This is a genomic window from Neoaquamicrobium sediminum (assembly GCF_013240295.1).
Classification (GTDB): Bacteria; Pseudomonadota; Alphaproteobacteria; order Rhizobiales; family Rhizobiaceae; genus Aerobium; species Aerobium sediminum.
This window is the reverse complement of the sequence record NZ_JABETK010000002.1, coordinates 1,305,610-1,330,158: the sequence shown is the minus strand read 5'-3', so window position 1 is coordinate 1,330,158 and position 24,549 is coordinate 1,305,610. Positions and strand designations below refer to the sequence as shown.

At 64.2% G+C, this 24,549-nt stretch carries 21 protein-coding genes and 3 pseudogenes; 11 read left to right on the top strand and 13 right to left on the bottom strand.

The window, feature by feature from the left end; translation table 11 throughout:
- The first annotated feature begins 18 nt into the window (after positions 1-18).
- From HK436_RS18395 to HK436_RS18380, 4 genes and pseudogenes are all read left to right on the top strand, one after another.
- The gene (locus HK436_RS18395; RefSeq protein ID WP_173192074.1) at positions 19-702 is read left to right on the top strand and encodes a 4Fe-4S dicluster domain-containing protein; all 684 of its coding nucleotides are present in this window, start codon (positions 19-21) and stop codon (positions 700-702) included.
- A gap of 56 nt (positions 703-758) precedes the next feature.
- Positions 759-1,313 carry an RNA polymerase sigma factor gene (locus HK436_RS18390; RefSeq protein WP_173193617.1) on the top strand — a complete coding sequence of 185 codons (555 nt, stop codon included), beginning with the start codon at positions 759-761 and terminating at the stop codon, positions 1,311-1,313.
- 2 nt (positions 1,314-1,315) lie between these two features.
- Positions 1,316-3,330, top strand: a pseudogene (locus tag HK436_RS18385) (vWA domain-containing protein).
- Positions 3,331-3,480: 150 nt separating this feature from the next.
- Complete coding sequence (locus HK436_RS18380) at positions 3,481-4,065, top strand: PadR family transcriptional regulator (RefSeq protein WP_173192072.1); 585 nt, start codon at positions 3,481-3,483, stop codon at positions 4,063-4,065.
- Positions 4,066-4,075: 10 nt separating this feature from the next.
- Here the strand turns inward: HK436_RS18380 and bmt are convergent, their stop codons facing one another.
- Positions 4,076-5,092, bottom strand: coding sequence for a betaine--homocysteine S-methyltransferase (gene bmt, locus HK436_RS18375; protein ID WP_173192070.1), 1,017 nt, complete (start codon positions 5,090-5,092; stop codon positions 4,076-4,078).
- Positions 5,093-5,179: 87 nt separating this feature from the next.
- Positions 5,180-5,581, bottom strand: a complete 402-nt coding sequence (locus tag HK436_RS18370; protein WP_173192068.1) for a helix-turn-helix domain-containing protein — start codon at positions 5,579-5,581, stop codon at positions 5,180-5,182.
- Positions 5,582-5,642: 61 nt separating this feature from the next.
- Here HK436_RS18370 and HK436_RS18365 point away from each other — a divergent pair, with 61 nt between their 5' ends.
- Positions 5,643-7,076, top strand: coding sequence for an MFS transporter (locus HK436_RS18365; protein WP_244649036.1), 1,434 nt, complete (start codon positions 5,643-5,645; stop codon positions 7,074-7,076).
- Here HK436_RS18365 and HK436_RS18360 read toward each other — a convergent pair.
- Positions 7,073-7,903: a helix-turn-helix domain-containing protein gene (locus tag HK436_RS18360; protein WP_173192066.1), complete on the bottom strand. Its 831-nt coding sequence runs from the start codon at positions 7,901-7,903 to the stop codon at positions 7,073-7,075. The two genes, HK436_RS18365 and HK436_RS18360, sit on opposite strands and share 4 nt — an antisense overlap.
- A 195-nt stretch (positions 7,904-8,098) precedes the next feature.
- Between HK436_RS18360 and HK436_RS18355 the strand changes: the two genes are divergently transcribed.
- Together HK436_RS18355 and HK436_RS18350 are read left to right on the top strand one after the other, a co-directional pair.
- Positions 8,099-9,049 (top strand): fatty acid desaturase, encoded by a 951-nt coding sequence (locus HK436_RS18355; RefSeq protein ID WP_173192064.1) that lies wholly within the window; start codon positions 8,099-8,101, stop codon positions 9,047-9,049.
- Positions 9,050-9,089: 40 nt separating this feature from the next.
- Positions 9,090-9,890, top strand: a complete 801-nt coding sequence (locus HK436_RS18350) for a phosphate/phosphite/phosphonate ABC transporter substrate-binding protein (protein ID WP_173192062.1) — start codon at positions 9,090-9,092, stop codon at positions 9,888-9,890.
- A gap of 21 nt (positions 9,891-9,911) precedes the next feature.
- Here the strand turns inward: HK436_RS18350 and HK436_RS18345 are convergent, their stop codons facing one another.
- From HK436_RS18345 to HK436_RS18330, 4 genes and pseudogenes are all read right to left on the bottom strand, one after another.
- Positions 9,912-10,670 (bottom strand): NYN domain-containing protein, encoded by a 759-nt coding sequence (locus HK436_RS18345; protein WP_173193613.1) that lies wholly within the window; start codon positions 10,668-10,670, stop codon positions 9,912-9,914.
- A gap of 108 nt (positions 10,671-10,778) precedes the next feature.
- Entirely contained in the window at positions 10,779-13,352 is a 2,574-nt protein-coding gene (locus HK436_RS18340; RefSeq protein ID WP_173192060.1) for a GcvT family protein, read from the bottom strand.
- A gap of 30 nt (positions 13,353-13,382) precedes the next feature.
- A pseudogene (locus HK436_RS18335) lies at positions 13,383-14,955 on the bottom strand (trimethylamine methyltransferase family protein).
- A 134-nt stretch (positions 14,956-15,089) separates the two neighbouring features.
- On the bottom strand, positions 15,090-15,467 hold the full coding sequence (locus HK436_RS18330; protein WP_173192058.1) for a COG4315 family predicted lipoprotein: 378 nt from the start codon (positions 15,465-15,467) through the stop codon (positions 15,090-15,092).
- Positions 15,468-15,773: 306 nt separating this feature from the next.
- Between HK436_RS18330 and HK436_RS18325 the strand changes: the two are divergent.
- The 3 genes and pseudogenes from HK436_RS18325 (at position 15,774) to HK436_RS18315 (ending at position 18,017) form a co-directional block, all read left to right on the top strand.
- Positions 15,774-17,148, top strand: a pseudogene (locus HK436_RS18325) (aspartate aminotransferase family protein).
- 15 nt (positions 17,149-17,163) lie between these two features.
- A complete protein-coding gene (locus HK436_RS18320; RefSeq protein WP_173192056.1) occupies positions 17,164-17,571 on the top strand; it encodes a carboxymuconolactone decarboxylase family protein in 408 nt (135 codons plus the stop codon).
- A gap of 89 nt (positions 17,572-17,660) precedes the next feature.
- Entirely contained in the window at positions 17,661-18,017 is a 357-nt protein-coding gene (locus HK436_RS18315; RefSeq protein ID WP_173192054.1) for a hypothetical protein, read from the top strand.
- A 262-nt stretch (positions 18,018-18,279) separates the two neighbouring features.
- On the opposite strand, the gene mmsB is transcribed toward HK436_RS18315, so the two are convergent.
- Together mmsB and HK436_RS18305 are read right to left on the bottom strand one after the other, a co-directional pair.
- Entirely contained in the window at positions 18,280-19,164 is an 885-nt protein-coding gene (gene mmsB / locus HK436_RS18310) for a 3-hydroxyisobutyrate dehydrogenase (RefSeq protein ID WP_173192053.1), read from the bottom strand.
- Between the two features lie 28 nt (positions 19,165-19,192).
- Complete coding sequence (locus HK436_RS18305) at positions 19,193-20,368, bottom strand: isobutyryl-CoA dehydrogenase (protein ID WP_173192051.1); 1,176 nt, start codon at positions 20,366-20,368, stop codon at positions 19,193-19,195.
- Between the two features lie 117 nt (positions 20,369-20,485).
- Between HK436_RS18305 and HK436_RS18300 the strand changes: the two genes are divergently transcribed.
- A complete protein-coding gene (locus HK436_RS18300) occupies positions 20,486-21,967 on the top strand; it encodes a cobyric acid synthase (protein ID WP_173192049.1) in 1,482 nt (493 codons plus the stop codon).
- Positions 21,968-21,969: 2 nt separating this feature from the next.
- On the opposite strand, the gene HK436_RS18295 is transcribed toward HK436_RS18300, so the two are convergent.
- The 4 genes from HK436_RS18295 to HK436_RS18280 all read right to left on the bottom strand — a co-directional run bounded on the left by HK436_RS18295 (position 21,970) and on the right by HK436_RS18280 (position 24,525).
- A complete protein-coding gene (locus HK436_RS18295) occupies positions 21,970-22,371 on the bottom strand; it encodes a cupin domain-containing protein (RefSeq protein WP_173192047.1) in 402 nt (133 codons plus the stop codon).
- Complete coding sequence (locus tag HK436_RS18290) at positions 22,368-22,793, bottom strand: VOC family protein (protein ID WP_173192045.1); 426 nt, start codon at positions 22,791-22,793, stop codon at positions 22,368-22,370. The genes HK436_RS18295 and HK436_RS18290 overlap by 4 nt, the downstream gene beginning before the upstream one ends.
- Before the next feature lie 85 nt (positions 22,794-22,878).
- Complete coding sequence (locus tag HK436_RS18285) at positions 22,879-23,676, bottom strand: helix-turn-helix domain-containing protein (protein WP_312860633.1); 798 nt, start codon at positions 23,674-23,676, stop codon at positions 22,879-22,881.
- 93 nt (positions 23,677-23,769) lie between these two features.
- The gene (locus HK436_RS18280) at positions 23,770-24,525 is read right to left on the bottom strand and encodes a TSUP family transporter (RefSeq protein ID WP_173192041.1); all 756 of its coding nucleotides are present in this window, start codon (positions 24,523-24,525) and stop codon (positions 23,770-23,772) included.
- Positions 24,526-24,549: the final 24 nt, after the last annotated feature.

Sequence of the window (24,549 nt, the reverse complement as noted above, 5' to 3'; positions counted from 1 at the left end):
GAACTGGAGGAACCAAGGATGAGCGGTGAGCTTCTCAACCAGATCGCGTCTGCCCTTGCTTCTCACGGCCTCATCCTGCGTGGCGGTTTTTCCTTCGCGGCTGACGAGGAGGGACTTGCCGGTCGTTCCGGCGCTCCCGCGCGCTCGGTTCTTCTGGTCGGGAATGCGGGAGCGGGCTACTGGCGGCATTTCTCGCTCTGGCGAGAGACCCAACCTGTAAACCTCCCCAACCCGCTCGACACATGGTCGCGGCTGGTGATCGGCGAGGTCGCCGATCGCGTCGGTGCTCGCCTCATCATGCCGAACGACCGCCCGTTCGCGCCGTTCCAGCAGTGGGCGATGCGTTCGGAAGAACTGAGACCGTCGCCGCTCGGCCTCCTCATGCATCCGGTCTACGGGCTCTGGCACGCCTATCGCGGCGCATTGCTGTTCGACCGCGAACTTGCGTTTCCCGCGCTTGAGAAACCGATTCACCCTTGCGATCTATGTGACGGAAAACCTTGCCTGAATGCCTGCCCGGTCGATGCCTTTTCAGCCTCGGGGTTCGACTATCCCGGTTGCGTCTCGCATGTCCGGGGCCGCACAGGGTACACCTGCGGGAGTGCGGGCTGCCTTGCGCGCAATGCCTGTCCCATCGGTGCAGAATGGCGCTATCCGGCGGCGGTGCAGGCATTTCATCAGGCAGCTTTTGCGGGGCTGTAGATTTTTTCCTTGCCCCACCCAAGGATCGGCGGGATTGAGACGTCCAACGGGCGATGATGGCGCTGACGATGGACGAAGAAGACGTCTCCGACGGTGAGCTGGCGCGCAGGGCTGCGGCCGGCGACCGGTCGTCGTTTGCGCGGCTAGTCAAGCGGCACTATGCCTTCGTCTTCCGTATCGCCTACCGGATGACGGGACATCGCGCCGATGCGGAAGACATCGCGCAGGATGTCTGCGCGCGGCTTGGCCGTGCCATCCGTACCTATCGGGGCGGCAGCGCGTTCACCACCTGGCTCTACCCTGTCGTCGTCAACGCGGTGCGAGACCAAGGACGGAGTGCCGCGCGTGAGGCCACGCGGCGGCGGGCCTACGGCATTCAAGCGCGCATCGAGAGCGCGGCTTATGAGGCGAATGAACCGGCCGAGGCGCTATGGGAGGCGGTGCGCGACCTGCCGCCCAAACAGCAGGAGGCGGTGACGCTGGTCTATGGCGAGGCGCTGAGCCACGCCGAGGCGGCCGACCTGCTCGGCTGCTCGGAGACGACAGTCTCTTGGCACATCCATGAAGCGAAGAAACGGCTGAAGCTCATCATGTCGGCCGGGGAAGTCTGATCATGGCGAATAACGAATTCGACGAACTCGATCTGCTGCGGGGCTCGAAGGCGCCCGCACCCGGGAACGAAGCAAAGGCACGCGGGCTCGATGCCGCGTTGCGCGCCTATGACGAGGCCGGGAAAGAAAATTCGGCGGCGCCCCAAGGATCGGGCGCTGGCGCGCGTCTCACTGCCGGAACAATCGGGTTCTGGAGAGAGATCATGCGCAAGAAACTTATCGCAAACCCGGCTTTGGCCGGCCTCGTTGCCCTGCCGGTTGCGGGCATCGTCACGTGGCAGTTGCTCGACGAGTATCGCCCGGCGAGCCCACAGGAGCCTGCAGCGGTGGAAAACGACGCGCCGCAACGCCAGGCGGCTGAAACCAGGGTTTCCCAGCCCGCGAAAGAGGAGGCGGCCGGACAAGCGTCCGACCAGGCGACGCAGGACATGGCTGCCGAGATCGCAGCCGCTCCTCCATCGCCTGCCGACGGCATGACGCCCTCCAGCACGGTTCTGACACGCCAGAAGACGGCCGAGCCGCGTGTGATGCCCATGCCATCCGCTGCGCCGCAGGTAATCGCGCCTGAGCCCTATCCGGTGCCTGCCGAGAACCGCGATCGCGTCGAGGCCTTCAACAGCAATCCGGTGCGCACGGTTCAGGAAAGCCCCGTCTCCACCTTTTCGATCGATGTCGATACGGCCTCCTACGCCTTCGTGCGCCGCTCGCTGAAGGAGGGTGTGGTGCCCGATCCGGACAGCGTTCGGGTCGAGGAGATGATCAACTATTTCCCCTATGACTGGGCCGGTCCGGAAAGCGCCGAGGTTCCTTTCAACTCGACCGTCACCGTGATGCCGACGCCGTGGAACGAGAACACCCGGCTCATGCATGTCGCGATCAAGGGTTACGAGATCGAGCACGCGCAGAAGCCGCGCTCCAACCTCGTCTTCCTGATCGACACGTCGGGATCGATGGAAGAGCCCGACAAGCTGCCGCTTCTCAAGAACTCCTTCCGGATGCTCGTCGACCGGCTGAACCCCGAAGACACGGTTTCCATCGTTACCTATGCGGGCAGCGCCGGCACGGTGCTGGAGCCGACCAAGGCGTCGGACAAGGCGGGGATCCTGTCTGCGCTCGACAGGCTGGAGGCCGGCGGCAGCACGGCGGGTGAGGCGGGTATCCGCGAGGCATACCGGCTTGCGGAAAGCTCCTTCGTCGAGGGCGGCGTCAACCGCGTGATGCTGGCGACCGACGGCGATTTCAATGTCGGGCAGGTGAGCGACGACGAACTGACGACGCTGATCGAGAACAAGCGGGAATCCGGTGTGTTCCTCTCGGTGCTGGGCTTCGGCCGCGGCAACCTCAACGACCAGATGATGCAGGCCATCGCCCCAAACGGCAACGGAGCGGCTGCCTATATCGACACGCTGGCGGAAGCTGAAAAGGTGCTGGTGGAGGAGGCATCCTCGACGCTGTTCCCCATCGCCGGCGACGTGAAGATACAGGTCGAGTTCAATCCGCAGCAGATCGCCGAGTACCGGCTGATCGGCTACGAGACACGGGCGCTCAGCCGCGAGGACTTCAACAATGACCGCATCGATGCCGGCGAGATCGGCTCGGGCCACTCGGTGACGGCGATCTACGAGATCACGCCGGTGGGTAGCCCGGCGCGGATGGTTGACGATCTGCGCTACGGGCAGCAGAGCGACAGCGCGGCATCGACGGCCGGCGAAGGCGAATATGCCTTCGTCAGGATCCGCTACAAGGCGCCGGGCGAGGATACCAGCAAGCTGATCGAGAAGCCGGTCACGGAAGCCGATGTCGTTTCGAGCTTCGACGTGGCTTCGACAGACGCGCGCTTCTCCGTCGCTGTCGCAGCCTTCGGGCAGAAGCGCGGGACACGGATGCCGTGGCGAATTTCGGCTACGACCGTATCCAGGAGATCGCCTCGGCCGCGCGCGGAGCTGATCCGTTCGGCTATCGTGCGGAGTTCCTGTCGCTGGTCAGGCTCGCATCGGCGCTCGATCGGCCGCGCTGAACCTTCACTATTGCGCTGTTGTGAAGCCGGTCGGGATCGGATCCCGGCCGGCTTCCCTTTAGTGGAGCCGGGAATCCTTACGTTGCATCTTGTAAAAGATATATCTTTTTCTAGATATGACGCATGAACGACATTATGAAAGGAATCCCAATGTTCAATCACAGACATCGAGGTGGGCATGGTCATATGTGCATGGCCGGTGGGCCGGGCAGGGGCGGTGGCGGGCGGCATGGCCATGGCGGCCCGTTCGGCCGCAATCGCGGCGGACCGTTCGGCGGGCGGCGCGGGCCGCGCATGTTCGATTCGGGCGCCTTGCGGCTGGTCGTGCTCGGCCTGATCGCCGAGGAGCCGCGCCACGGCTACGACATCATCAAGGCGCTGGAAGCGAAATTCCAGGGCGCCTACAGCCCCAGCCCCGGGGCCATCTATCCCATGCTGCAGATGATGGAGGAGGCCGATCTCGTCACCTCGACGACGACCGGCAACAAGCGCCTGTTCTCGATTACCGAGCAGGGCCGCGCTTTCCTTGCCGACAATGCGCGGGAACTGGAGAAGATCAACGCGCAGATGGAGCAGGCGTCCACCGAGACCAGCGGCGTAGCCCTAGGCGACGAGGTGCGCGCATTGCGCTGGGCGGTCTACAGCCGGCTGCGCAGTGGGGCTCTGTCGGCCGAACAAGCGGCTGAAGCACGCGAAATCCTAAAGCGCGCGCGCCGTGAGATCGAGGATCTCTAGATCGGACCGGTCAGCCGCGGGCGCGGCGGCGCTCGCGGCGGCCTTCGCCTTCCACGGCGCCGCTTTCAGCGGCCTGCTTGTTGCGCAGCGGGCCGATGCGCGCCACGACATCTTCAACTGACGGCCGGGCAGCCGGCGCGTGTTCATCCAGGGCCTTGCGCATGGCTGCAAGGTGCTGGAACGACGTGCCGCAGCAGCCGCCGACGATCCTGGCGCCGCCATCAACCGCCAGCCGTACATAGTCGGCCATCAGTTCCGGCGTGCCGGAATAGTGGATTTCGGTGCCGCGGAATTCCGGTATGCCGCAATTGCCCTTGACGATGATGGTGGCGTCCGGTTTCGCGGCGCTCATGTCGAGCAGCGAGGCGAGGATGTCCGACGCGCCGACGCCGCAATTCGCACCGACGCCCAGCGGGGCCGCACCGAGACCATCGGCCACGCCGTGGATATCCTTCGGCGCGAGGCCCATCATCGTGCGGCCGGCCGTGTCGAATGAACCCGTATAAGTGTAGGGCAGGCCGACACGGATGGCGGCTTCGGCGGCGGCACGGATTTCGTCCGGCGCCGACATCGTTTCGATCCAGGCGACTTCCGCGCCGCCTTCCTTGAGGCCTTCGATCTGCTCGACGAAGGCCTCCACGGCCTCGTCATACGTCATCGCGCCGAGCGGTTGCAGCAGTTCGCCTGTGGGACCGACGGACCCTGCAACGATGACCTTGCGGCCAGCCTTGTCCGCGACCGAGCGCGCGATCTCGGCGGCGCGGCTGTTAAGCTCGTGCACGCGGTCCTGCGCGTGGTGCAGTTTGAGGCGGTGGCGCGTCCCGCCGAACGAGTTGGTCAGGATGATGTCGGCGCCCGCGTCGACGAAACCCTGATGCAGGGCGACGATCTTTTCGGGAGCGCTTTCATTCCAGAGTTCCGGAGCTTCGCCCGCTTCCAGGCCCATGGCGAAGAGGTTGGTGCCGGTCGCGCCATCGGCAAGCAGCACGCCCTTTTCGGCGATCAGAGCATCGATCGGATTGGTCATGAAAAGCGCCTTCGCAAGGTCTGGAGACTTGAGATAACAATATAAAGAAATCTTTATATGGCGTCAATGTCGCTGTGGTTGCGGATATCAGGCTTTGCCGCGCCGGCCGGCGACCCGCAGCAGCTTTCGGAAGCGCGGGCATTCGAGGTGAGAAGGGGCAGGGCACTCAGCCACGTGCCTGAGCGCGTCGCGCAACACCGTCAGGTCGCGGATCTGGCGGTCTATCTCGTCGGCGCGGCCATGAAGGACCGGGCGCGGCAAATCCACCGTGCCATTGGCGCGAAACATGCCGGCGATCTCATCGAGCGAGAAACCGGCCTTTTTGCCGAGCGCGATCAGGGCGATCTGCCAGACGGCTTCCGGCCCGAACTGGCGGCGAAGCCCGCGCCGGCCGACTGAAGCGATGAGGCCGATCTCGTCGTAGTAGCGCAGCGTCGAGACGGCGACGCCGGTGCGCTCGGCCACATCGCCAATGTCGAGAATTTCCATGCTTGACCTCAAGTTGACTTTAAGTGGCAGAATGCCGCCAGATCCGAATTTGAGCAAGGGCATGACAATGAAAAACGATTCCGATACCCCGCAATCCGGCGGCACGAGCCGCAGCATCGCTCCGCTGGCGATGGCGATGTTGCTGGCGTCCACCGGTGTGAGCATCACCACCGTCGCGCTGCCTGTGCTGGCACGCGACTTTTCCGTCGACGTGACACAGGCGCAATGGGCCGTGCTTGGCTATCTGCTCGCCGTCACGGTCTCCATCGTTTCCTGCGGGCGACTGGGCGACCTCGTCGGGCATCGCCGTGTATTCCTGGCGGGACTGGCGATCTTTGCGGCGGCGTCCGCGTTGTGCGCAGCCGCGCCGACGCTCGGACTGCTCGTCTTCTTTCGTGTCCTGCAGGGCGTCGGCGGGGCGATCCTGATGGCGTTGCCGATCTCGATTGCGCGAGACGTGGTGGCCGAGGAGCGTGTCGGCTGGGCGATGGGGCTGCTCGGCACTACGTCGGCTATCGGCACCGCGCTTGGGCCTTCTATGGGCGGGCTGATCATCGCGTGGTCTGGCTGGCAGGCGACATTCCTGACGCTCGCTTTCTTCGCGCTGGTGGTGCTGGTCGTATCCCTACGAACCTTGCCTGCCGCAAAGGCTGCGTCTCCGGGAGATCGCCCCAGCCTCGACCTAGCCGGCACGCTGATGCTGGCACTGACGTTGATCGCCTATTCGCTCGCGGTGACCGGCGGCGACGGTTTTTCGACGCAGGCGGCACTGCTGCTCACAGCAGCGGTTGCGGGCGCGATCGCCTTCGTAATTGTCGAGCGACGCCGTGCGACGCCCCTGGTGGCACTCGATGCGCTCCGCGAGCGCGCGACCGCTGCATCGCTGATGATGAACCTGCTTGTCTCCAGCGTGATGATGTCGGTGCTGGTCGTCGGGCCGTTCTACCTGGCTTTCGGGCTGCATCTGAACGACGCGTTGATCGGGCTGGCGCTGGCGGCGGGGCCGACAATGGCTGCGCTCAGCGGGCTGCCGGCGGGCCACCTCACCGACAGGTTCGGCGCGCGGCCAATGCTGATCTACGCGCTGGCACACATGATCGTCGCGCTGATCTGCTTTTCGATCCTGCCGGGCATATTCGGCGTCGCCGGTTTTGTCCTGTCGCTGATGGCCCTGACGCCGTCGTTCCAGCTCTTTCTGGCGGCGAACAACACCGACGTCATGCTGGCCGCGAGGGAAGACCAGCGCGGCATGATTTCGGGACTGCTGGGGCTGTCGCGCAACCTCGGCCTGATGACGGGTGCTTCTGTCATGGGGGCGGTGTTTGCGGCTGCGGCCGGCTCCGCCGACATCACGCGGCTGCCGCCCGAGACGGTCGCCTTTGCCTTCTCTTTCACGTTCCAGGTGGCCGCGGGCCTCGTCGCGTTCTCTCTGGTGCTGGCATTGCTGGGACGGCGGCGCGTTCCGGCGCAGGACGAGCTTTGCGTCGACTGCTAGCTCAACGCGCGCGCGAAACCCGCTGCTTCGTGCGCGTTGATCTCGGCTGCCCGGATCAGATTGTCGAAGTGGCGGGTCAGCGTGCGCACCGTCTCTGTCGCGTTCAGCACCACATACATGTCGCCCATGTAGATAGCGGCGCGAAGCTGCCCGAAGATCGTGTAGGGCACCGAATAGCGCTGGCGGCCGTCATAGAGGTAGAGGCGGAAGCCGGGGTAAAGGTCGTCGAGCAGGCGTGCCATGTGGGCAAGCTGCGCCTTGCGCTGCTCTTCCGGGAAGCCAGACCAGACGCCGAGGCCGCGGGCGAAGATTTCGAGCGTATGGCGCGGCATGCAGACCTCCATGTCGGTCTCCGGCCGGCGATTGTAGTCGATGCGGTACTGTTTCTCGTCGTGCTGGGCTTCGGCGTCGCGGCGCGTGATGCCGGCCTCGTAGTCGATCAGCGCATCGGTGCGCAGGAGATCGGGAATGCCGGCGGGCACGTAGCGGATCTTGGTGCCGGCCGCTTCCGCGTGCCACTTCGCCAGCAGGGTCCGGTCGAAGCCGCCCGCACCTTCCTCGATCTCAAGGCTTTCGCGGATCTCGCTGCCGAGGCCTTCATCCTGGCTGATGCCCAACAGCCAGTCGAGCGAGACGCTGTGCCGCAAGGCGATGTTGATCAGCGTTTCGGCGCGTGGCAGCCGTGTCGCGGAGCCGGCCAGGAGCTGGGACAGCGCCGAGCGGTCGATGCCGATGCGGGCGGCAAATGCCGACTGGTTCTCACCGGATCGGCCGACCAGCGTCGTCAGCCGCGTCCGGAACGTCTCGGCGATGTCGCGTTTGTCCAACTTTCCGCCTCGTTGTTTATTATAGTAAACGTATGTCGCTTCTGATTATCAGAATAAACATTCAATGTACATTCTCGCATTGCGACGCATCGCTGCTGCTGACAGCATCCTGTCAGGAATCGGGGCGAATTCGGGCGAGATGGCAAAAGAAGGATAGAACACGCAGGGGCCGCACGGGTCGAATGGCCCACCGTCATGCTCATCGCAGCCTGCTATGGAGCATGGTTCGTGGCGGGCACGATGCTCTGGGCGGACTGGCCGCTGGCTACGCTGGCGATCCTCACTCTGGTGGTTGCGCTGCAATCGTCCCTGATGCACGAGGCCGCGCACGGCCATCCGACCCGCAACGGCAATCTCAACGAATTTCTGGTCGGCCTGCCGATCGGTCTCGTCTATCCCTACCGGCGCTTTAAGTCCCTGCATCTGCGCCATCACGCCGACGAGCGCCTGACCGATCCATTCGATGATCCGGAGAGCTACTATCGTGCACTGTGGAAGCACGAGACGCTGCCGGAATGGCTCAAGGCGCTGCTGCGGATCAACAATACCATGGTCGGCCGTTTCGTCATCGGTCCGGCGATTGCCAATGCCGGCTTTCTGGCGACCGAGGCCAGGCTGATCGCTTCCGGCGACCGTGCGGTGCGTCGCGCCTGGCTCCACCACGGCGTCGGGCTCGCTGTCGTCGTGCCGGTGATCGTCTTCGTCTTCGCCGTTCCGGTCTGGCTCTATCTAGTGCCGGTCTATCTTGGCCAGTCGCTGATCGCCATCCGCACCTTTGCCGAGCACCAGTGGTCCGAGCGGCCGGATGGCCGGACCATCATCGTCGAACGCTCGCCGCTGGCGTTGCTGTTCCTCAACAACAACCTGCATCTCGTGCACCACAAGATGCCGACGGTGGCATGGTACAGGCTGCCGGCGCTGTTTCGCGCACGGCGCGCGGAGTGGCTGGCAATGAATGACGGCTATGCCTATCCGAGCTATTTCGCGCTGCTGAAGGACTTTGCGTTCAAGGCAAAGCAGCCGGTGGTGCATCCCGCACTACGCCGCGCGCCGGAGCCGGGCAGGGCGTTCCGGCCGCGTGTGCGGGCACGCAATGTCAGCGGATACGGCACCGTGCCTGTGCCGGCCGAGCCGCCCAAGGAATGAGCGGCTTGTCAGGGTCGGCTGTGACCGCGCATAAGGCGGCATGAGCCCGCCCATCGCAGCACTGCCCATGTATGACTGGCCGGAGGTCCGTGCCGAGGTGGATGCGCAATGGTCGCGTATCCGCGGCGCATTGTGGGAACAGGGTGTCGAAGCGCCGGCGCATCTCGTGCGCCGCAACGCCGATATGCCGGCTGTCCCCGGCGGCATCCGTGATCGTACTGGCCGTCTTGTTGCCCCTGACCCTGCGACATTGCCGCCCGAAGAACTCGACTATGCGACGCTGTGGCGTCATCCGCGACTGCTGTTTGGCCAGACCTGCTGGGGGCCGCTCGAGACGACCGGTCTTGCCGACCACGTCCGAGTCATAAGTCAGCCGGACTATTCGGAATGCGAGGGCGGCAGCGGCGAACTCTATTCCAGCGCCATCCTGATGCGTGGCAACGAGACTTCGATGCCGTCGCCGGACGACGGCGCGTCTTGGCTGCCGCTCGAGCTGCTTCGCGGAAAACGCTTCGCTTATAACGAGCCGCATTCGATGTCGGGTGTTCTGGCTCTTGAACGCGATCTGGTGGACGCAGGCGAGGGCCTCTCCATCTTCTCCTCGCATTTGCAGACAGGTGGCCATCGCGCATCCATCACGGCGGTCGCCGAGGGCCGCGCGGAGGTCTGCGCCATCGATTGCCGAAGCTGGAGCCTTTTCAAACGTTTCGAGCAGGATGCTGCGAAACCGATTCGGGTGGTCGGCTGGACTGCTCGACGCAAGGGTTTGCCCTACATCTCGGCGTGCGAATTCGCGCCTTTGCACGATGCGATCCGCAGGGCGGTCGCTGCCTCATCGTGATTTTTGGCGAAAGCGCAAAATTCAGCTCTTCTTGCGATTGCCGCGCCCACTGGAAGAACGTCCGATCGGCTCCTTCAGCTTGATGCGCACCGGGCCTCCTTCTGGATGGTCGATGTCGAACCCGCCGGTCTTTCGGACCAGGTCGCTCAGCTTGCGGAACCCGTAAGTGCGCGAATCAAAATCGGATGCGACGTTCCCCAGTTGGGTTCCCACCGCTCCAAGAGGCACCCAGCCGTCCTCGCTTTCAATCTGTTCGAGCACTTTGGCGATTTTCGGAATGGCTTCTTTAGGAGGCCGCAGAGGTTTCGTGGCCTCTTTCTCCACATTGGGTGGGTCAGGCAGCAGATTTTCGGTGTAAATGAAGCGGCGGCAGGCCTGACGGAAGCTCTCCGGCGTCTTTTGTTCTCCAAAACCATAGACATCTATACCCTGCTCGCGGATTCGCGCGGCAAGCCGGGTGAAGTCGCTATCCGACGAAACCAGGCAGAAGCCGTCGAAGCGGCCGCTGTGCAGGAGGTCCATAGCGTCGATCACGAGCGTTATGTCGGAGGCATTCTTGCCGGTAGTGTATGCGAATTGCTGCTGAGGGATGATTGCGTGCTTGGACAACACGTCCGACCAGCCCTTCGATCGTGCGTTGGAGAAGTCGCCATAGATGCGCCGAACGCTGGCTTCGCCGAGCTTGGCGATCTCGTCGAACAACCCGTCGGCGATCTTTGACGACGCGTTGTCGGCGTCGATCAGGACAGCGAGGCGAGGGCGGCGGGCTTCTGCCGGCATTGCATTTGTTTCCATGGTCCATGATCCGGAGGGGTGCTGACGCCCGCGCAGCGTCAATCTCCCCGACGGGCAATTTATGTTGGACACTGGCCCAGCTTGCCGGCGGCATCAACCCCGCATCTTTTCGCCCGATGGGTCGAAGGGCGGTTCGATGTTGATGCGCGCCGGGCGGCGCTGTCCGAGGATTTCAATCTCGAACAGGCCTTCGCTTTCGTCGTTTGCAAGGGCGGCCGGCACATAGCCCTGCGCCATCGACTTGCCGACGAAATGCGCATAGCCGCCCGACGTGACCCAGCCGACGACGGACCACTCACCGTCGTGGATGCCGCGCACCGAGGAGGCGCCGTGGTCGGCCTGAGAGCTGCGGGTTTTCTTGCCCGCGGCGTCGAAGCGCGGCGCGCCGTAGCCGTGTGGCTTCTCGATCGTGCCGAAGTCGGTGCCGTTCACCTTGGCCCAGATCGGCTCGTCGCCCATCACATCGGCGTCCAGCGCGTCGACCAAGAACGAGACGCGCGCCAGTTTCGGGCCGTCGGCATGCTCCCTTGCTGCCGCTTCCCTGCCGATGAAGTCGTTCTTCTCCAGCTTGATGAAGCGCTCCATGCCGCCTTCAAACGGGCCGTAGATCGGGCGCAGCTCGCGGAACCATGTCGGGAAGTTCTTCTCGAGCCGCATTGACAGCAGGGCGCGCATGCCGAAGTCGACGATGCCGAACTCAGCGCCGGCATCCTTGATCGACGCATAGACCAGCCGCTCATAGGCCGGCTCCATCCAGATCTCGTAGCCGAGATCGCCGGTATAGGTGATGCGATTGACCATGCACGGCGCGCCGCCGACGGCCATTTCGCGGAAATCCATGAACCGGAAGGCCTTGGACGACACATCCACATCGACCAGCTTCTGCAGCAGCGCCTGCGATTTCGGACCGGCGATCGACAGGCCCACCAGCGTCTGGTCGTAGCGGTGGATACGAACCGAACCGTCCTTCGGCAGGTGCTTTTCGAACCAGCGCATATGGTATTTCTGCGCCGCCGAGGAGCCCCAGATCATGAAGCGCTCGTCGCCGGTCTTGGCGATGGTGAAGTCGCCGATCAGCTTGCCGAACTCGTTCAGCATCGGGGTGAGCACGATGCGGCCCTTCTTCGGCATGCGGTTGGTCATCAGCCGGTTGAGGAAGTCTTCCGCAGCCGGCCCCGACACCGCGTATTTGGCGAAATTGGCGATCTCGGTGACGCCGACGCCCTCGCGTACGGCGCGCACCTCGTTGCCGACATGCTCGAAATCGTTCGATCGATGGAAGGAAACGATGTCCTTCGGCTCGCCGCCTTCGGGCGCGAACCAGAGCGGCGTTTCAAGGCCCCACGAGTCGCCCATGACGGCATTCTGCGCGACCATGGTGTCGTAGAGTGGCGTCGTCTGCGCGGGTCGCGCGGCCGGCAACTCCTCGTTGGGGAAGCGGATGGAGAAGCGGCGCGAATAGTTCTCTCGCACCTTGGCGTTGGTGTAGCGCAGGCTCGCCCATTCGCCGAAGCGGGCGACGTCCATGCCCCACACATCAAAGCCGGGATCACCGTCGACCATCCAGTTCGACAGTGCCAGCCCCACGCCGCCGCCCTGGCTGAAGCCCGCCATCACGCCGCACGCCACCCAGTAATTGGTGAGGCCCTGAACCGGCCCGACAAGCGGGTTGCCGTCGGGCGCGAAGGTGAAGGGGCCATTGATGACCTGCTTGATGCCGGCATTGGCGATGCCCGGGAAATGCTTGAAGCCGATCTCCAGCGACGGAGCGATGCGGTCGAGGTCGGGCGCCAGCAGCTCATGGCCGAAATCCCACGGCGTGTTGACGGGAGACCACGGCTTGCAGGCCTTCTCGTAGGTGCCGAGCAGGATGCCGTTGCGCTCCTGGCGCGTATAGATTTCGCCCTTGAAGTCGAGCACGCCGACCATCTCGCGGCCGGTTTCCCGGTTGAAGGCCTCCACTTCCGGCATCGGCTCGGTCAGCAGATACATATGTTCCATGGCCAGCACCGGCAGCTCGACGCCGACCATGCGGCCGACCTCGCGCGCCCACAGGCCGCCGCAGTTGACCACGTGCTCGGCCCTGACCGTGCCCTGCTCGGTGATGACGTTCCAGGTGCCGTCCGCCTCCTGCGTCAGCTCGCTCACCGGGTTGCGCAGCACGATCTCCGCGCCGAGCTTCTTGGCGGCCTTGGAGTAGGCGATGGTGGCGCCGGAGGGGTCGAGATGGCCTTCCACCGGATCCCACATCGCGCCCACGAAATGGCTCTCGTCCATCAGCGGGAACATGGCCTTGGCTTCTGACGGCGTGATCAGCTCCGTGTCCATGCCGAGATAGCGCCCCTTGGCGTGCGCAAGTCGCAGGAAGTCCATGCGCTCGGGACTGTCGGCCAACATCACGCCGCCGGTCAGGTGCAGCGAGCAGGACTGGCCGGAGATTTCTTCCAGTTCCTTGTAGAGCTGCACGGTATAGGCCTGCAGCTTGGCGACATTGGGGTCGCCGTTGAGCGTGTGGAAGCCGCCGGCCGCATGCCAGGACGAACCGGACGTCAGCTCCGAGCGTTCGATCAGCATGATGTCGGTCCAGCCTGCGCGGGCCAGATGATAGAGCACCGAGCAACCGACGACACCGCCGCCGATAACCACCGCTTTGACGTGAGATTTCATGGAGATGGATCCGTAAACGAATGAAATGATTCAAAAATCCGTCGGGGCGCCGCCTTCGGCGATGCGGCGGTCGACGAAGTCTTCCAGCGCCTCGCGGATGGCCGGGTCCATCGGCGGCGCTTCGTAGGTGGCGAGGCGTTCTTTCCAGACGCGATTGGCGCGCTCGATGGCAGTCGGGGAACCGGCCTCGGTCCAGCTCTCGAAATTGCGCCAGTCAGACAGGATCGGCGAATAGAACGCGTTGCGGTAGCGGCTCTGGGTGTGCGGCGTTCCGAAGAAATGGCCGCCCGGGCCCACGTCGCGGATCGCGTCCACGGCAAGCGCGTCTTCCGACAGGTCGAGCGGGGTCAGGAATTCCGACACCATCTGCAGGAGGTCGATGTCGAGGATCGTCTTTTCGAACGAGCAGCGCAGACCGCCCTCAAGCCAGCCGGCCGCGTGCATCATCATGTTGCCGCCGCCCTGGATCGCGCCCCACAGCGAAAACACGCTTTCGTAGGCGGCCTGCGCGTCGACAGTGTTGGCCGCGCAGGTGTTCGAGGTGCGGTAGGGCAGGGCGTAGCGGCGGGCGAGCTGGCCGCCGACCATCTGCGCCTTCATGTATTCCGGCGTGCCGAAGGCGGGCGCGCCGGATTTCATGTCGACATTGGAGGTGAAGCCGCCATAGGCGACGGGTGCGCCCTTTCTCACCATCTGCGAGAAGGCGATGCCAGAGAGTGCCTCGGCATTCTGCTGGACGAGCGCGCCGGCGATCGTCACCGGGGCCATCGCGCCCGACAGCGTGAACGGCGTCACCACCACAGCCTGGCCGGCAGACGCCATCTGTATGATGCCTTCCATCATCGGCACATCGAGCTTCAGAGGCGAATTCGTGTTGATGATGGTGAAGACGGACGGCTCCTCCAGAAGCCGCTCGCGAGAGATGCCACGGGCGAGCCTCGCGATCTCGATGCCGTCGACATTGCGTTCCTTGCCGAGCGAATAGATGTGAAACACCTTGTCGGTCAGAACGGCAAGGTCGCGCACGCATTCGAGGTGTCGAACGGACGGATGGATGTCGATCGGTTCGACGGGATAGCCGCCGGTGATGTTGATGACGTTATGCATCTGCGCGAGGCGCAGGAAATTGCGATAGTCATTCTGGTTGCCGGGCCGCCGTCCGCCGTCGAGGTCGGAAGCGTTGGGGGCGGACGCCATCATCGCGATGATGAGATTGTCGCCGCCGAAGACGACGTTGTGGTCCGGATTGCGGGCGTGCAGCGTGAACTGCGAGGGTGCGTGGCCAACAAGTTCAAGGATCATGTCGGGATCGAAACGCACACGTTCGGTACTCCAGCACGTCGGCGCCGTGCGCCTTCATGATCGCGCGTGCTTCCTCGTGCAGAACCTCGACGCCGATCTCCTTCAGAACCCGGAGGGAAGCAAGGTGGATCGATTCCAGCTCATCGTCCGAGACGATTTGCGTTGGAGCGAAGGGAATGCGCAACTGGCGGAACGGAGGCTGCTCGAATGCCGCTCCGCCGCCGGTTCTTTTGCCGGCCCTGCCGCCGCGCCTTGACCTGTCAGCTACGGTTGCCTCGCTGGGCAGCGTCGTGTCCGTCATGCATGTCACCAAGTTGGTATCCGACACGCATATTGGACCACCGCGTAGCGGGGGATTGCGGAGGCTGCGACAGTTAGGGCCAAGGAATCGACATGCTGCGGCGGCGGGATGCCGCCGCCGCAGCTTCGAGTTCGTCAGCCGGCTTTCGCGGCGTGCCAGTTTCCGCCGACGCCGTCGCCGCTCATCTCTCCAGCTTTCTTGTCGCCCGCATAGGTGTAGAGCGGCTTGCCCTTGAAGGCCCACATCATGGCGCCATCGCTGCGCTTGACGAGGGTCCAATTTCCCTCGGCCTTTGCCGAGGCATTCGCCTGGAACGGAGGCCATTTGGCGGCGCAGTCACCGTCGCAATTGGACTTTCCGGCCGCGTCCTTGTCGAATGTGTAGAGGGTCATGCCGTGGGAGTCGGTGTAAACCTGCTCGCTTCCCACCGTCTTGACCTGGGCTGGTTCCGCGGCGTGCGCCGCTGCAACGCCCAGGAACAGGGCGGTCAATGCCGATGCTACGATTTTCATGAGAGTTGCTCCTCCTTTGGAGCGTGGCCGGTGGTGTTGGTCGGCCGGTAGCAGGAACGTTCGGCCGATAACGGTGTTCCCCGTTCACGAACTCTTGTACGGCCGCCGTCAGTCGCGCTAGAGATGCAGCATGAAGTGCATTCGACGCAGGCATTGCATGTCGGTCGCGGCAATGACACCGTCGCCGCGCACGCGGCATGACGAACTGCTGCGCCTGTGCGCCCGGATAGGCTATTCGCCGCCGCATTCCGTGTGAAGCCGCCCCGGCATAGTTGCCGGATCGATTCAAACGGAGCTTCCAAACCCATGACCTATCAGAATTTTTCCCTGAAGCAGCTTCAGGAGATCGATGGCGCGCATCATCTCCACCCCTTCACCGACCACAAGGATCTGCGCGCCGCCGGCACGCGCATCATCACGCGCGCTGACGGGCCGTTCATCTACGACAGCGAGGACAACGAGCTCCTCGACGGCATGGCCGGCCTGTGGTGCGTCAATGTCGGCTATGGCCGCCACGAGCTGGCAGAGGCCGCCTATGCGCAAATGAAGGAGTTGCCCTACTACAACTCGTTCTTCCGCTGCTCGACCCCGACGCCCGTGCTTCTGTCGCGCAAGCTCGCGGAGATCGCGCCTGCGGGCGTCAAACAGGTCTTCTACGGCTCGTCCGGCTCCGAATCCAACGACACCGCCTTGCGGCTGGTGCGCCACTACTGGGCGCTGGAGGGCAAGCCGGAAAAGACCATCATCGTCTCGCGCAGAAACGCCTATCACGGCTCGACGGTTGCCGGCGCGTCGCTCGGCGGCATGGCGGCCATGCATAGCCAGCTCGGCGCGCCGGTGCCGGGCATAGTCCACGCCATGGCGCCCTATGCTTTCGAGCTCTCTCTGCCAGGCGAAAGCGAGCATGATTTTGGCATCAGGGCTGCGCGATCGGTCGAGGATGCTATCCTTGAGGCGGGGCCGCAAAACGTCGCCGCCTTCATCGGCGAGCCGGTCATGGGCGCGGGCGGCGTCAAGATTCCGCCGGCGAGCTACTGGCCTGAAATCCAGCGCATCTGCCGCAAATACGATGTGCTTCTGATGCTCGACGAGGTGATCACCGGCTACGGCAGGACCGGCGCGTGGTTCGCGGCCCAGTCGATGGGAATCGAGCCCGACACGATCACCACCGCCAAGGCGCTGACGTCAGGCTATCAGCCGCTATCGGCGCTGCTTGTGTGACCGCATCGCATCGACGGTCATCGAGAAGGGTGGCGAGTTCTATCACGGCTATACCTATTCCGGGCATCCGGTTGCCTGCGCGGTTGCGCTCGCCAATCTCGAAATCATCGAGAAGGAAGGCCTTATCGAGCGGGTGAGGGATGAAACCGGACCCTATTTCCGCAAGGCACTGATGGAACGCCTGGCCGGCCACGGCATCGTGGGCGAGGTGCGCACGATCGGCCTGATGGGCGCGATCGAGATCGTCAAGGACAAGGAGACGCGCGAACGCTTCCCCGGCGATGGAGAGGCAGCCGTCGTCGTTCGCGATCATGCGATCGCCAACGGCATGATGTTGCGGGCCACGGGCGACACGATGATCCTGTCGCCGCCGCTGATCTGGACCAGATCAACCATCGACATGGCGGCGGACCGGATCGCCAGGGCGCTGGATCTGGCCGAAGCGGATCTTCGAAAATAGCGGAAGGACTTTGCCATGACCGCCAAACCTCTTGTCCCGCTCGTCGAATACGACGCCGCGCCGCACGCCGTGCGCGAGGTCTATGACGACATCATGCGCACGCGGGGCACCGACTGGATCAACAATTTCTGGAAGGTGCTGGCGCACGATCCCGCGCTTCTCAAGCGCACGTGGGAGGACATCAAGGCGGTCATGGCGCCGGGCGCGCTCGATCCGCTGGTGAAGGAGATGATCTACGTGGCCGTCTCAGCCACCAACGGATGCGAATACTGCACTTATTCGCACACTGCGTCTGCCCGCGCCAAGGGCATGACGGATGCGCAGCTCATGGAGCTCATGGCCGTGGTGGGCATGGCGAATGAGACCAACCGGCTGGCCAACGGGCTGCGGCCGCCGGTCGATCAGCAATTCGAGCCGCGTTGAGTAATCTCGGCAAGGGGCTATCGCGGTGCATGTGGTGAGAGTACACATCGGTGCCAGCGGAGAGAGTCCTCTTCGATGCGGGGCATCAGATGGCGAGATCACGTAAATCCAAACGGGCTGCGGGTGCGCTTGCCGGCAGCCTGATGCTGGCTCCGGCCGTGGCGGCAATGCGCACACCGCTGCTTGCCATGGAAGCGCAGGATGCAAACCCTTGGCGTGTGGAGACAGTACGCGCCACTACGGAGAAGGCTGCCGCGGTCATTGAAGGCGCGGTCGCGGCCCAGATGTCGCTTTTCTGGTCCGCGTCGAACTTCTGGATGGAGCTTGCTTCGGGCCGTACGCCGTCGCTGCTCAATGGCGTGGCGATGGAACGCGCCGTTCATGCCGCGCTCAAGCCTTCGGGCAAGCGCGTCAGGGCCAACTACAACCGGCTCAAGCGCGGCTAGCCCACGCACAGCAAAAACCGCGCTCTCCAGGCGGGGAGAAACGCGGTCTTGCCAAACATACGCATGGCGCTTCGCGGACTCGATACTAGCGAAACTGACAGCTCCGGTACGCGATACCTGATCCGGAGCGGTGGGCGGCTGCGATGACCGCCTCGTTGTCTGTTCTACACAGACATCGTTACCGCCGGGTTATCGAGACCTTAAGCAAATCTGAATCAGGCGTTTTTTTGAATGTGTGCTGCAAGTTCCGGGCAGATGCAGGTTACGCTACGTCGCCGCGCAGGAACTTCACGATGCCGGAAAAGTCGGTGCCGCCATGGCCCATGGCATCGAACAGCGCGTAAAGCTGTGCTGCTTCGGCGCCGAGCGGTGTGACGGCCCCGGCGGATTGCGCGGCCTCCTGCGCGAGCTTCAGGTCCTTCAGCATTAACGCTGCGGCGAAGCCGGGCTTGTAGTCGCGGTTGGCAGGCGAGGTGGGCACCGGGCCGGGCACAGGGCAGTAGGTCGTCAGCGACCAGCACTGACCCGAGGAGGTCGACGCAACGTCGAACAGCGCCTGATGCGACAGGCCGAGCTTTTCGGCCAGCACGAAGGCCTCGCCGACGCCTATCATCGAGATGCCGAGGATCATGTTGTTGCAGATCTTCGCTGCCTGGCCCGCGCCCGCGTCGCCGCAGTGGACGACCTTGCCCGCCATCGGCTGCAGGATCGGCTCGCCCTTGGCAAAGGCTTCCTTCGATCCGCCGGCCATGAAGGTCAGGGTGCCGGCTTCCGCGCCGCCGACGCCGCCCGAAACCGGCGCGTCGATGGAGAGCATACCCGCTTCGCTCGCGATCGCATGCGCCTTGCGCGCCGAATCGACGTCGATGGTGGATGAGTCGATGAACAATGTGCCCTTGCCCGCTGCCGCGACGATGTCGCCATAGACCGCCAGCACGTGCTTGCCGGCCGGCAGCATGGTCACGACGATTTCGGCACTGTCGACCGCTGCCGCGGCGCTGTCGCTGATGGTCACGCCGTTTGCTGCGGCCGTCGTCAGATTGTCGGCGACGAGGTCGAAGCCGCGCACCTGGTGTCCGGCCTTGACCAGATTGGCGGCCATGGGGTTGCCCATGTTGCCGAGCCCGATGAATGCGATTGTCGTCATCGCCTGTTCCTCCCGAAAAATTAAGTCTTCAGCGTCCGATCATGTGCCGCGCAATGATGACGCGCATGATTTCGTTTGTACCTTCGAGGATCTGGTGCACCCTGAGGTCGCGCACCAGCTTCTCGACGCCATATTCGTGCAGGTAGCCGTAGCCACCGTGGATCTGCAGCGCCTCGTTGGCGATGTCGAAGCAGGCGTCGGTGACGAAACGCTTGGCCATTGCCGACCATTTCCCCGCGTCGTGTGCCTTGCGGTCCAGCTTGGACGCCGCCGCGTAAAGCAGCATGCGGGACGCTTGCAGGCCGGTTTCCATGTCTGCGAGCTTGAACTGGAGTGCCTGGAACCGGTCGATCGACTGGCCGAACGCCTGCCGTTCGCTCGCATAAGCCAGGGCCTTGTCGGTTGCGGCCTGCGCACCGCCCAGCGAGCAGGCGGCGATGTTGAGGCGACCGCCGTCGAGGCCGGCCATCGCGATCCGGAAACCAGCGCCTTCGCCAGACAGCAGGTTTTCGGCCGGCACCTTGCAATCCTCGAAGATGACCTGACGGGTCGGCTGCATGTGCCAGCCCATCTTGCTTTCGCTGGGCCCGAACGAAAGACCCGGCGCATCCTTTGGCACTACCAGTGTGGAGATGCCTTTCGGCCCGTCCTCACCGGTGCGCGCCATCACCACGTAGACATCGGAATCGCCGGCGCCGGAAATGAACTGCTTGGCGCCGTTCAGCACGTAGTCGCTGCCGTTTCCGCCGGAGCGCGTAGCCTTCGTGCGCAGCGCGGCGGCGTCCGAGCCGGAACCGGGTTCCGTAAGGCAGTAGCTTGCCAGCCATTCCAGCGAGGTCATCTTGGGCAGCAGGCGCTGGCGCTGCTCGTCGGAGCCGAACATGTCGACCATCCAGGCCGCCATGTTGTGGATCGAGATCATCGAGGAGAAGCCGGGGCAGGCGGCCGCAAGCGCCTCGAAGATCAGAACCGCGTCAAGCCGGCCGAGGCCGGAACCGCCGACATCCTCCCGAATATAGATGCCGCCAAAGCCGAGTGCGCCGGTTTCGCGGATCACTTTGGAGGGGAAAAAGCGCTCCCGATCCCAGTCGAGCGCGTAGGGTGCGACCTGCTCGGCTGCGAAGCCGGCCGTCATTTCCTGAATCGCGCGCTGGTCGGCGTTCAGCTCGAACTGGCCCGTGGTGGCGTCGGCTGCGGCGTCCATATGTTCCTCCCTTGCGCGTCCGGTGGACTTGGAAGGCAATTTAGACCATTGGGGAAGCCGCGCAACGTGTCGGTCCGCAAAGACGCTGTGCGTGGATGCGACAACGGAGCGTGCGAAATGTCGACTGCCAGCAAGGCCCGCGCGATCATGCTTCAGGGCACGGGTTCGGATGTCGGCAAGACGGTGCTGGTCGCGGGGCTGTGCCGGGCCGCACGCAATCGCGGGCTTTCCGTGCGTCCGTTCAAGCCGCAGAACATGTCGAACAACGCAGCGGTCGCCGACCTGCCGGGCGAGGCGGGCGGCGGCGAGATCGGCCGCGCGCAGTGGCTTCAGGCCCTTGCCTGCGGGGTACCCGCCAGCGTCGACATGAACCCGGTCCTGCTCAAGCCGCAGACCGACATCGGCGCGCAGGTGATCGTCCAGGGCCGGATGCGCGGCGAGGCGAAGGCGCGCGACTACCAGGCGCTCAAGGCATCGCTGATGGATGCGGTGATGCAATCGTGGGAGCGGCTGGGCGAGGGGGCGGACCTCGTCGTCGTCGAGGGAGCCGGGTCGCCTGCTGAAATCAACCTGCGCCCGCGCGACATCGCAAATATGGGCTTCGCCACGCGCGCCGACGTGCCGGTGGCGCTCGTCGGCGACATCGACCGCGGCGGGGTGATCGCGGCGGTCGCCGGCACGCATCTGATCCTGCCGGAGGCGGACCGGCAGATGATCGTCGGCTACCTCATCAACAAGTTTCGCGGCGACGTGACGCTGTTCGACGACGGGCTCGCCGCTATCGAACGTTTTACCGGCTGGCGCTGTTTCGGCGTGGTGCCGTGGCTGCGCGAGGCAGCACTTCTGCCGTCGGAGGATTCCGTCGTTCTGGAGCGGGCCGTCAGAGGCGGAGGGCCGGCCTGCAAGGTCGCGGTGCCTATGCTGTCGCGCATCGCCAATTTCGACGATCTCGATCCACTCAGAGCCGAAGAAGAGGTCGAGGTGGTCTTCGTGCCGCCCGGCAGCCCCTTGCCGAGCGATGCGGCGCTCGTTGTCATTCCCGGATCGAAGTCGACCATCGCCGATCTCGCAATGCTGCGCGAGAACGGCTGGGACAAGGACCTTGCCGCTCATCAGCGGCGTGGCGGCCGAATCGTCGGTCTGTGCGGCGGATACCAGATGCTTGGCAGGGTCGTGCGCGACCCGCATGGGATCGAGGGCGGCGGTGAAACCGAAGGGCTGGGCCTGCTCGACATCGAAACCGTGTTGGAACCTGAAAAGATCGTGCGCAACGTTTCAGCGCGGTCGGTGATCTTCAACGAGTATGTGGCCGGCTATGAAATCCATCTCGGCCGCAGCACGGGCCCGGACACGCTGCGACCGGCCGTGACCATCGACGGCGTGCCGGATGGGGCGGTCTCGCCCAACGGGCGGGTGTGGGGCACATATCTGCACGGCATCTTTTCCGCCGACCGTTTCCGCGCGAAATTTCTGGAGGAACTGGGCGTGCGCGGCGGTGGCACCGACTATCGCGCCGGCATCGAGAATGCGCTCGATGCCATCGCCGATCACCTCGAACGCCATCTTGACGTGGACGCGCTGCTTGCCGCCGCGCGCTGAGGTCAGCTTGCCGGATTTTCCGCATACCATGCCAGGATTGCAGGCATGCGCTGTTCGAAACCACCGGGGATGAAGACGTTGAGCAGGCCGACCCGCTCGCCGGTCGTGTTGCGGAAATCATGCGTCACGCCGGCGGGAACAATGATCGTCGTACCTTCCGATACGGCGATCCATTCCTCGCCGGCGAGTACTGAGACGGTGCCTGACAGAACCACGAAGATCTCGTCGTTCCCCTCGTGCACGTGGGCTCCCGGTCCATCGGCGCCGGGCTCGAGCCACCACTCCGAGACGCAATAAGCGTTCGCGGTCTCATCCCCGTCGGCCTTGAAGACTGCTTGCATGCCCGGCATGGCGTAGCTGCGGCCCAGGCCGGCGGGCAGCACGATGGGCGCGCGAGGCGTCATCCTTCATGCGCCTTCGGCCAGTAGGTGCCGAAGCACCAGACATTGCCCTCGGGATCGCGGCAGATGAATTCACGGCTGCCGTAATCGCGGTCGGTCAGGCCCTGCTCGATGGCAGCACCTGCCTTGCGCACCCGCTCGAACAGGGCGTCCACGTTTTCGACGGCTACATAGAGCGACTGGCCGCCCTGATCGCCGGGTTGGCCGACAATGGTGCCGTATTCGTCTTCCTGCGCCTGGCCGCACATGATGATCGACGACCCAAATGCCAGTTCGGCGTGGCCGACGACACCCTTGTCGTCCTCGTAGCGGGCTTTCACGGTGAAGCCGAACGCGTCGCGCAGCCAGTCGATCATGGCTGCCGCATCGCGGAAACGGAAGGTCGGGTAGATGCGCGGCGGCTCGATGGCGGTGTAGGTGGTCATCGGAATCTCCTTCGACGTGTCTCAATGACAAGGAGAATGCCCGATGCGGGTTCCTTCGGCTTGAAGGAATGTTACCTGCCAACCCTCAGGTGCCGGCCACCCATGCGGAGGGCGTGGTGCCGGCGAATTCGCGAAAGTCGCGCGCCAGATGCGCCTGGTCTGCGTAGCCGCAGCCGGCGGCGATGTCGGCCCAGCCGCTCTCGGTCCGCGCCCTGGCCAGCGACTGCGCCCGCATGAAACGAGAAATGCGTGCTACCGCCTTTGGCGGCAACCCCACTTCTTCATGGAAGCGTGCGGCTAGGTGCTTGCGGCTCCAGTCCAGGCTTGTCGTAAGTTCGGCGACCGAAATGCCCCCGCCACTCGCCACAATGCGCTCATATGCCCACCTTATCGCCCCAGAGGATGGTGTTCCTGCCCGCATCCTCCCGAGTATGAAGGCTTCGGCGATGGCGAGCCGGCGGTCCCAGCTCTCCTCGTTGCCCAACTGTTGACGCAAGCTGTCCAGTGACCGATCGCCGAGTTGATCGAGATGGACCATCTGCTCGGTCAACTCGCTCATCGGCACGCCGAAGAACCGCCGGGCGCCGAGCGGGGTCAGCGTAAATTCGAGACAGGAGCAGGCGCCCGCGGACGCGATGTTGACCGGGGTGAGACACAGGCCGGACGTGAAGCTGTGATAGCCGTCTTGCGCGGTTGGTGGTCGGCCCAGCGCAATTTCAAAAGGGTCGGAGAAGCCGATCAGCAGCGGCACGACCAGCGATGCCGTCTCAACCTGCCGGATGGGTTTGCCCGAGCTTTCGCGATAGAGCGCGATGTCGAGAACGAGCCCGACCAATTCAGCGGGCGGCGGCACTTTCAACAATGTGAACGTGTCGGTCGCCACAACCGTCGCGCCCGGACGGGTCGAAACTGCGGCGAATTGCGGCTCGGCTCTCATGGATGGCAGCCTAAACCAGCTTAGACGGCCGCGCGAGGCTCAATCCATCAGCAGCCTGACGGCGAGTGCGACACAGGTCACGACCAGCAACGGCTTAATCACGCGTGCGCCTTTCTTCATCGCCAGCGCGGCGCCGAGCCTGGCGCCGAGGAACTGGCAGAGACCCATCATCAGGCCGATTTTCCAGGAAACGACCCCGGCAGCCGCGAAGAAGGCGAAGCCGCCGACATTGGAGGCGAAGTTGAGTAGCTTGGTGTGGGCGGTGGCCTTCAGCACGCCGTAGCCGGCCAGCCCGACGAATGCCAGCATCAGGAAGGAGCCTGTGCCGGGACCGAACAACCCGTCATAGAAGCCGAGCAGTGGCGGGATCGTCACGCCGAACAGGAACGGCCGGATGCGCTCGGCACGGTCGACATCGTCCATGTTCGGCTTGAAGGCGAAGTAGAGCGCGATCGCCACCAGCATCACGGGCAGGGCGGCACGCAACCACTCTCCAGGCAGGATGGTCGCGAGGGCTGCGCCGACGACCGAGCCGACGAAGGCGAGCAGTGCCGAAGGCGCCTGCTTCTTCAGGTCGACATGGCCTTTGGAGGCATAGGAAATGGTTGCCGAAGCGGTGCCAAAGAGACCCTGCAGCTTGTTCGTGCCCAGTGCCTCGACCGGCGAGAAACCGGCCAGCAGCAGAACCGGTACGGTGATGAGTCCGCCACCGCCGGCGATCGAATCGACGAAGCCGGCAAGGAAGGCGGCTGCGGCAAGCAGCAGGACGATTTCGAGAGCGAGGTCGGAGAACATGCGCAATTCCAGATTACGGGCGCT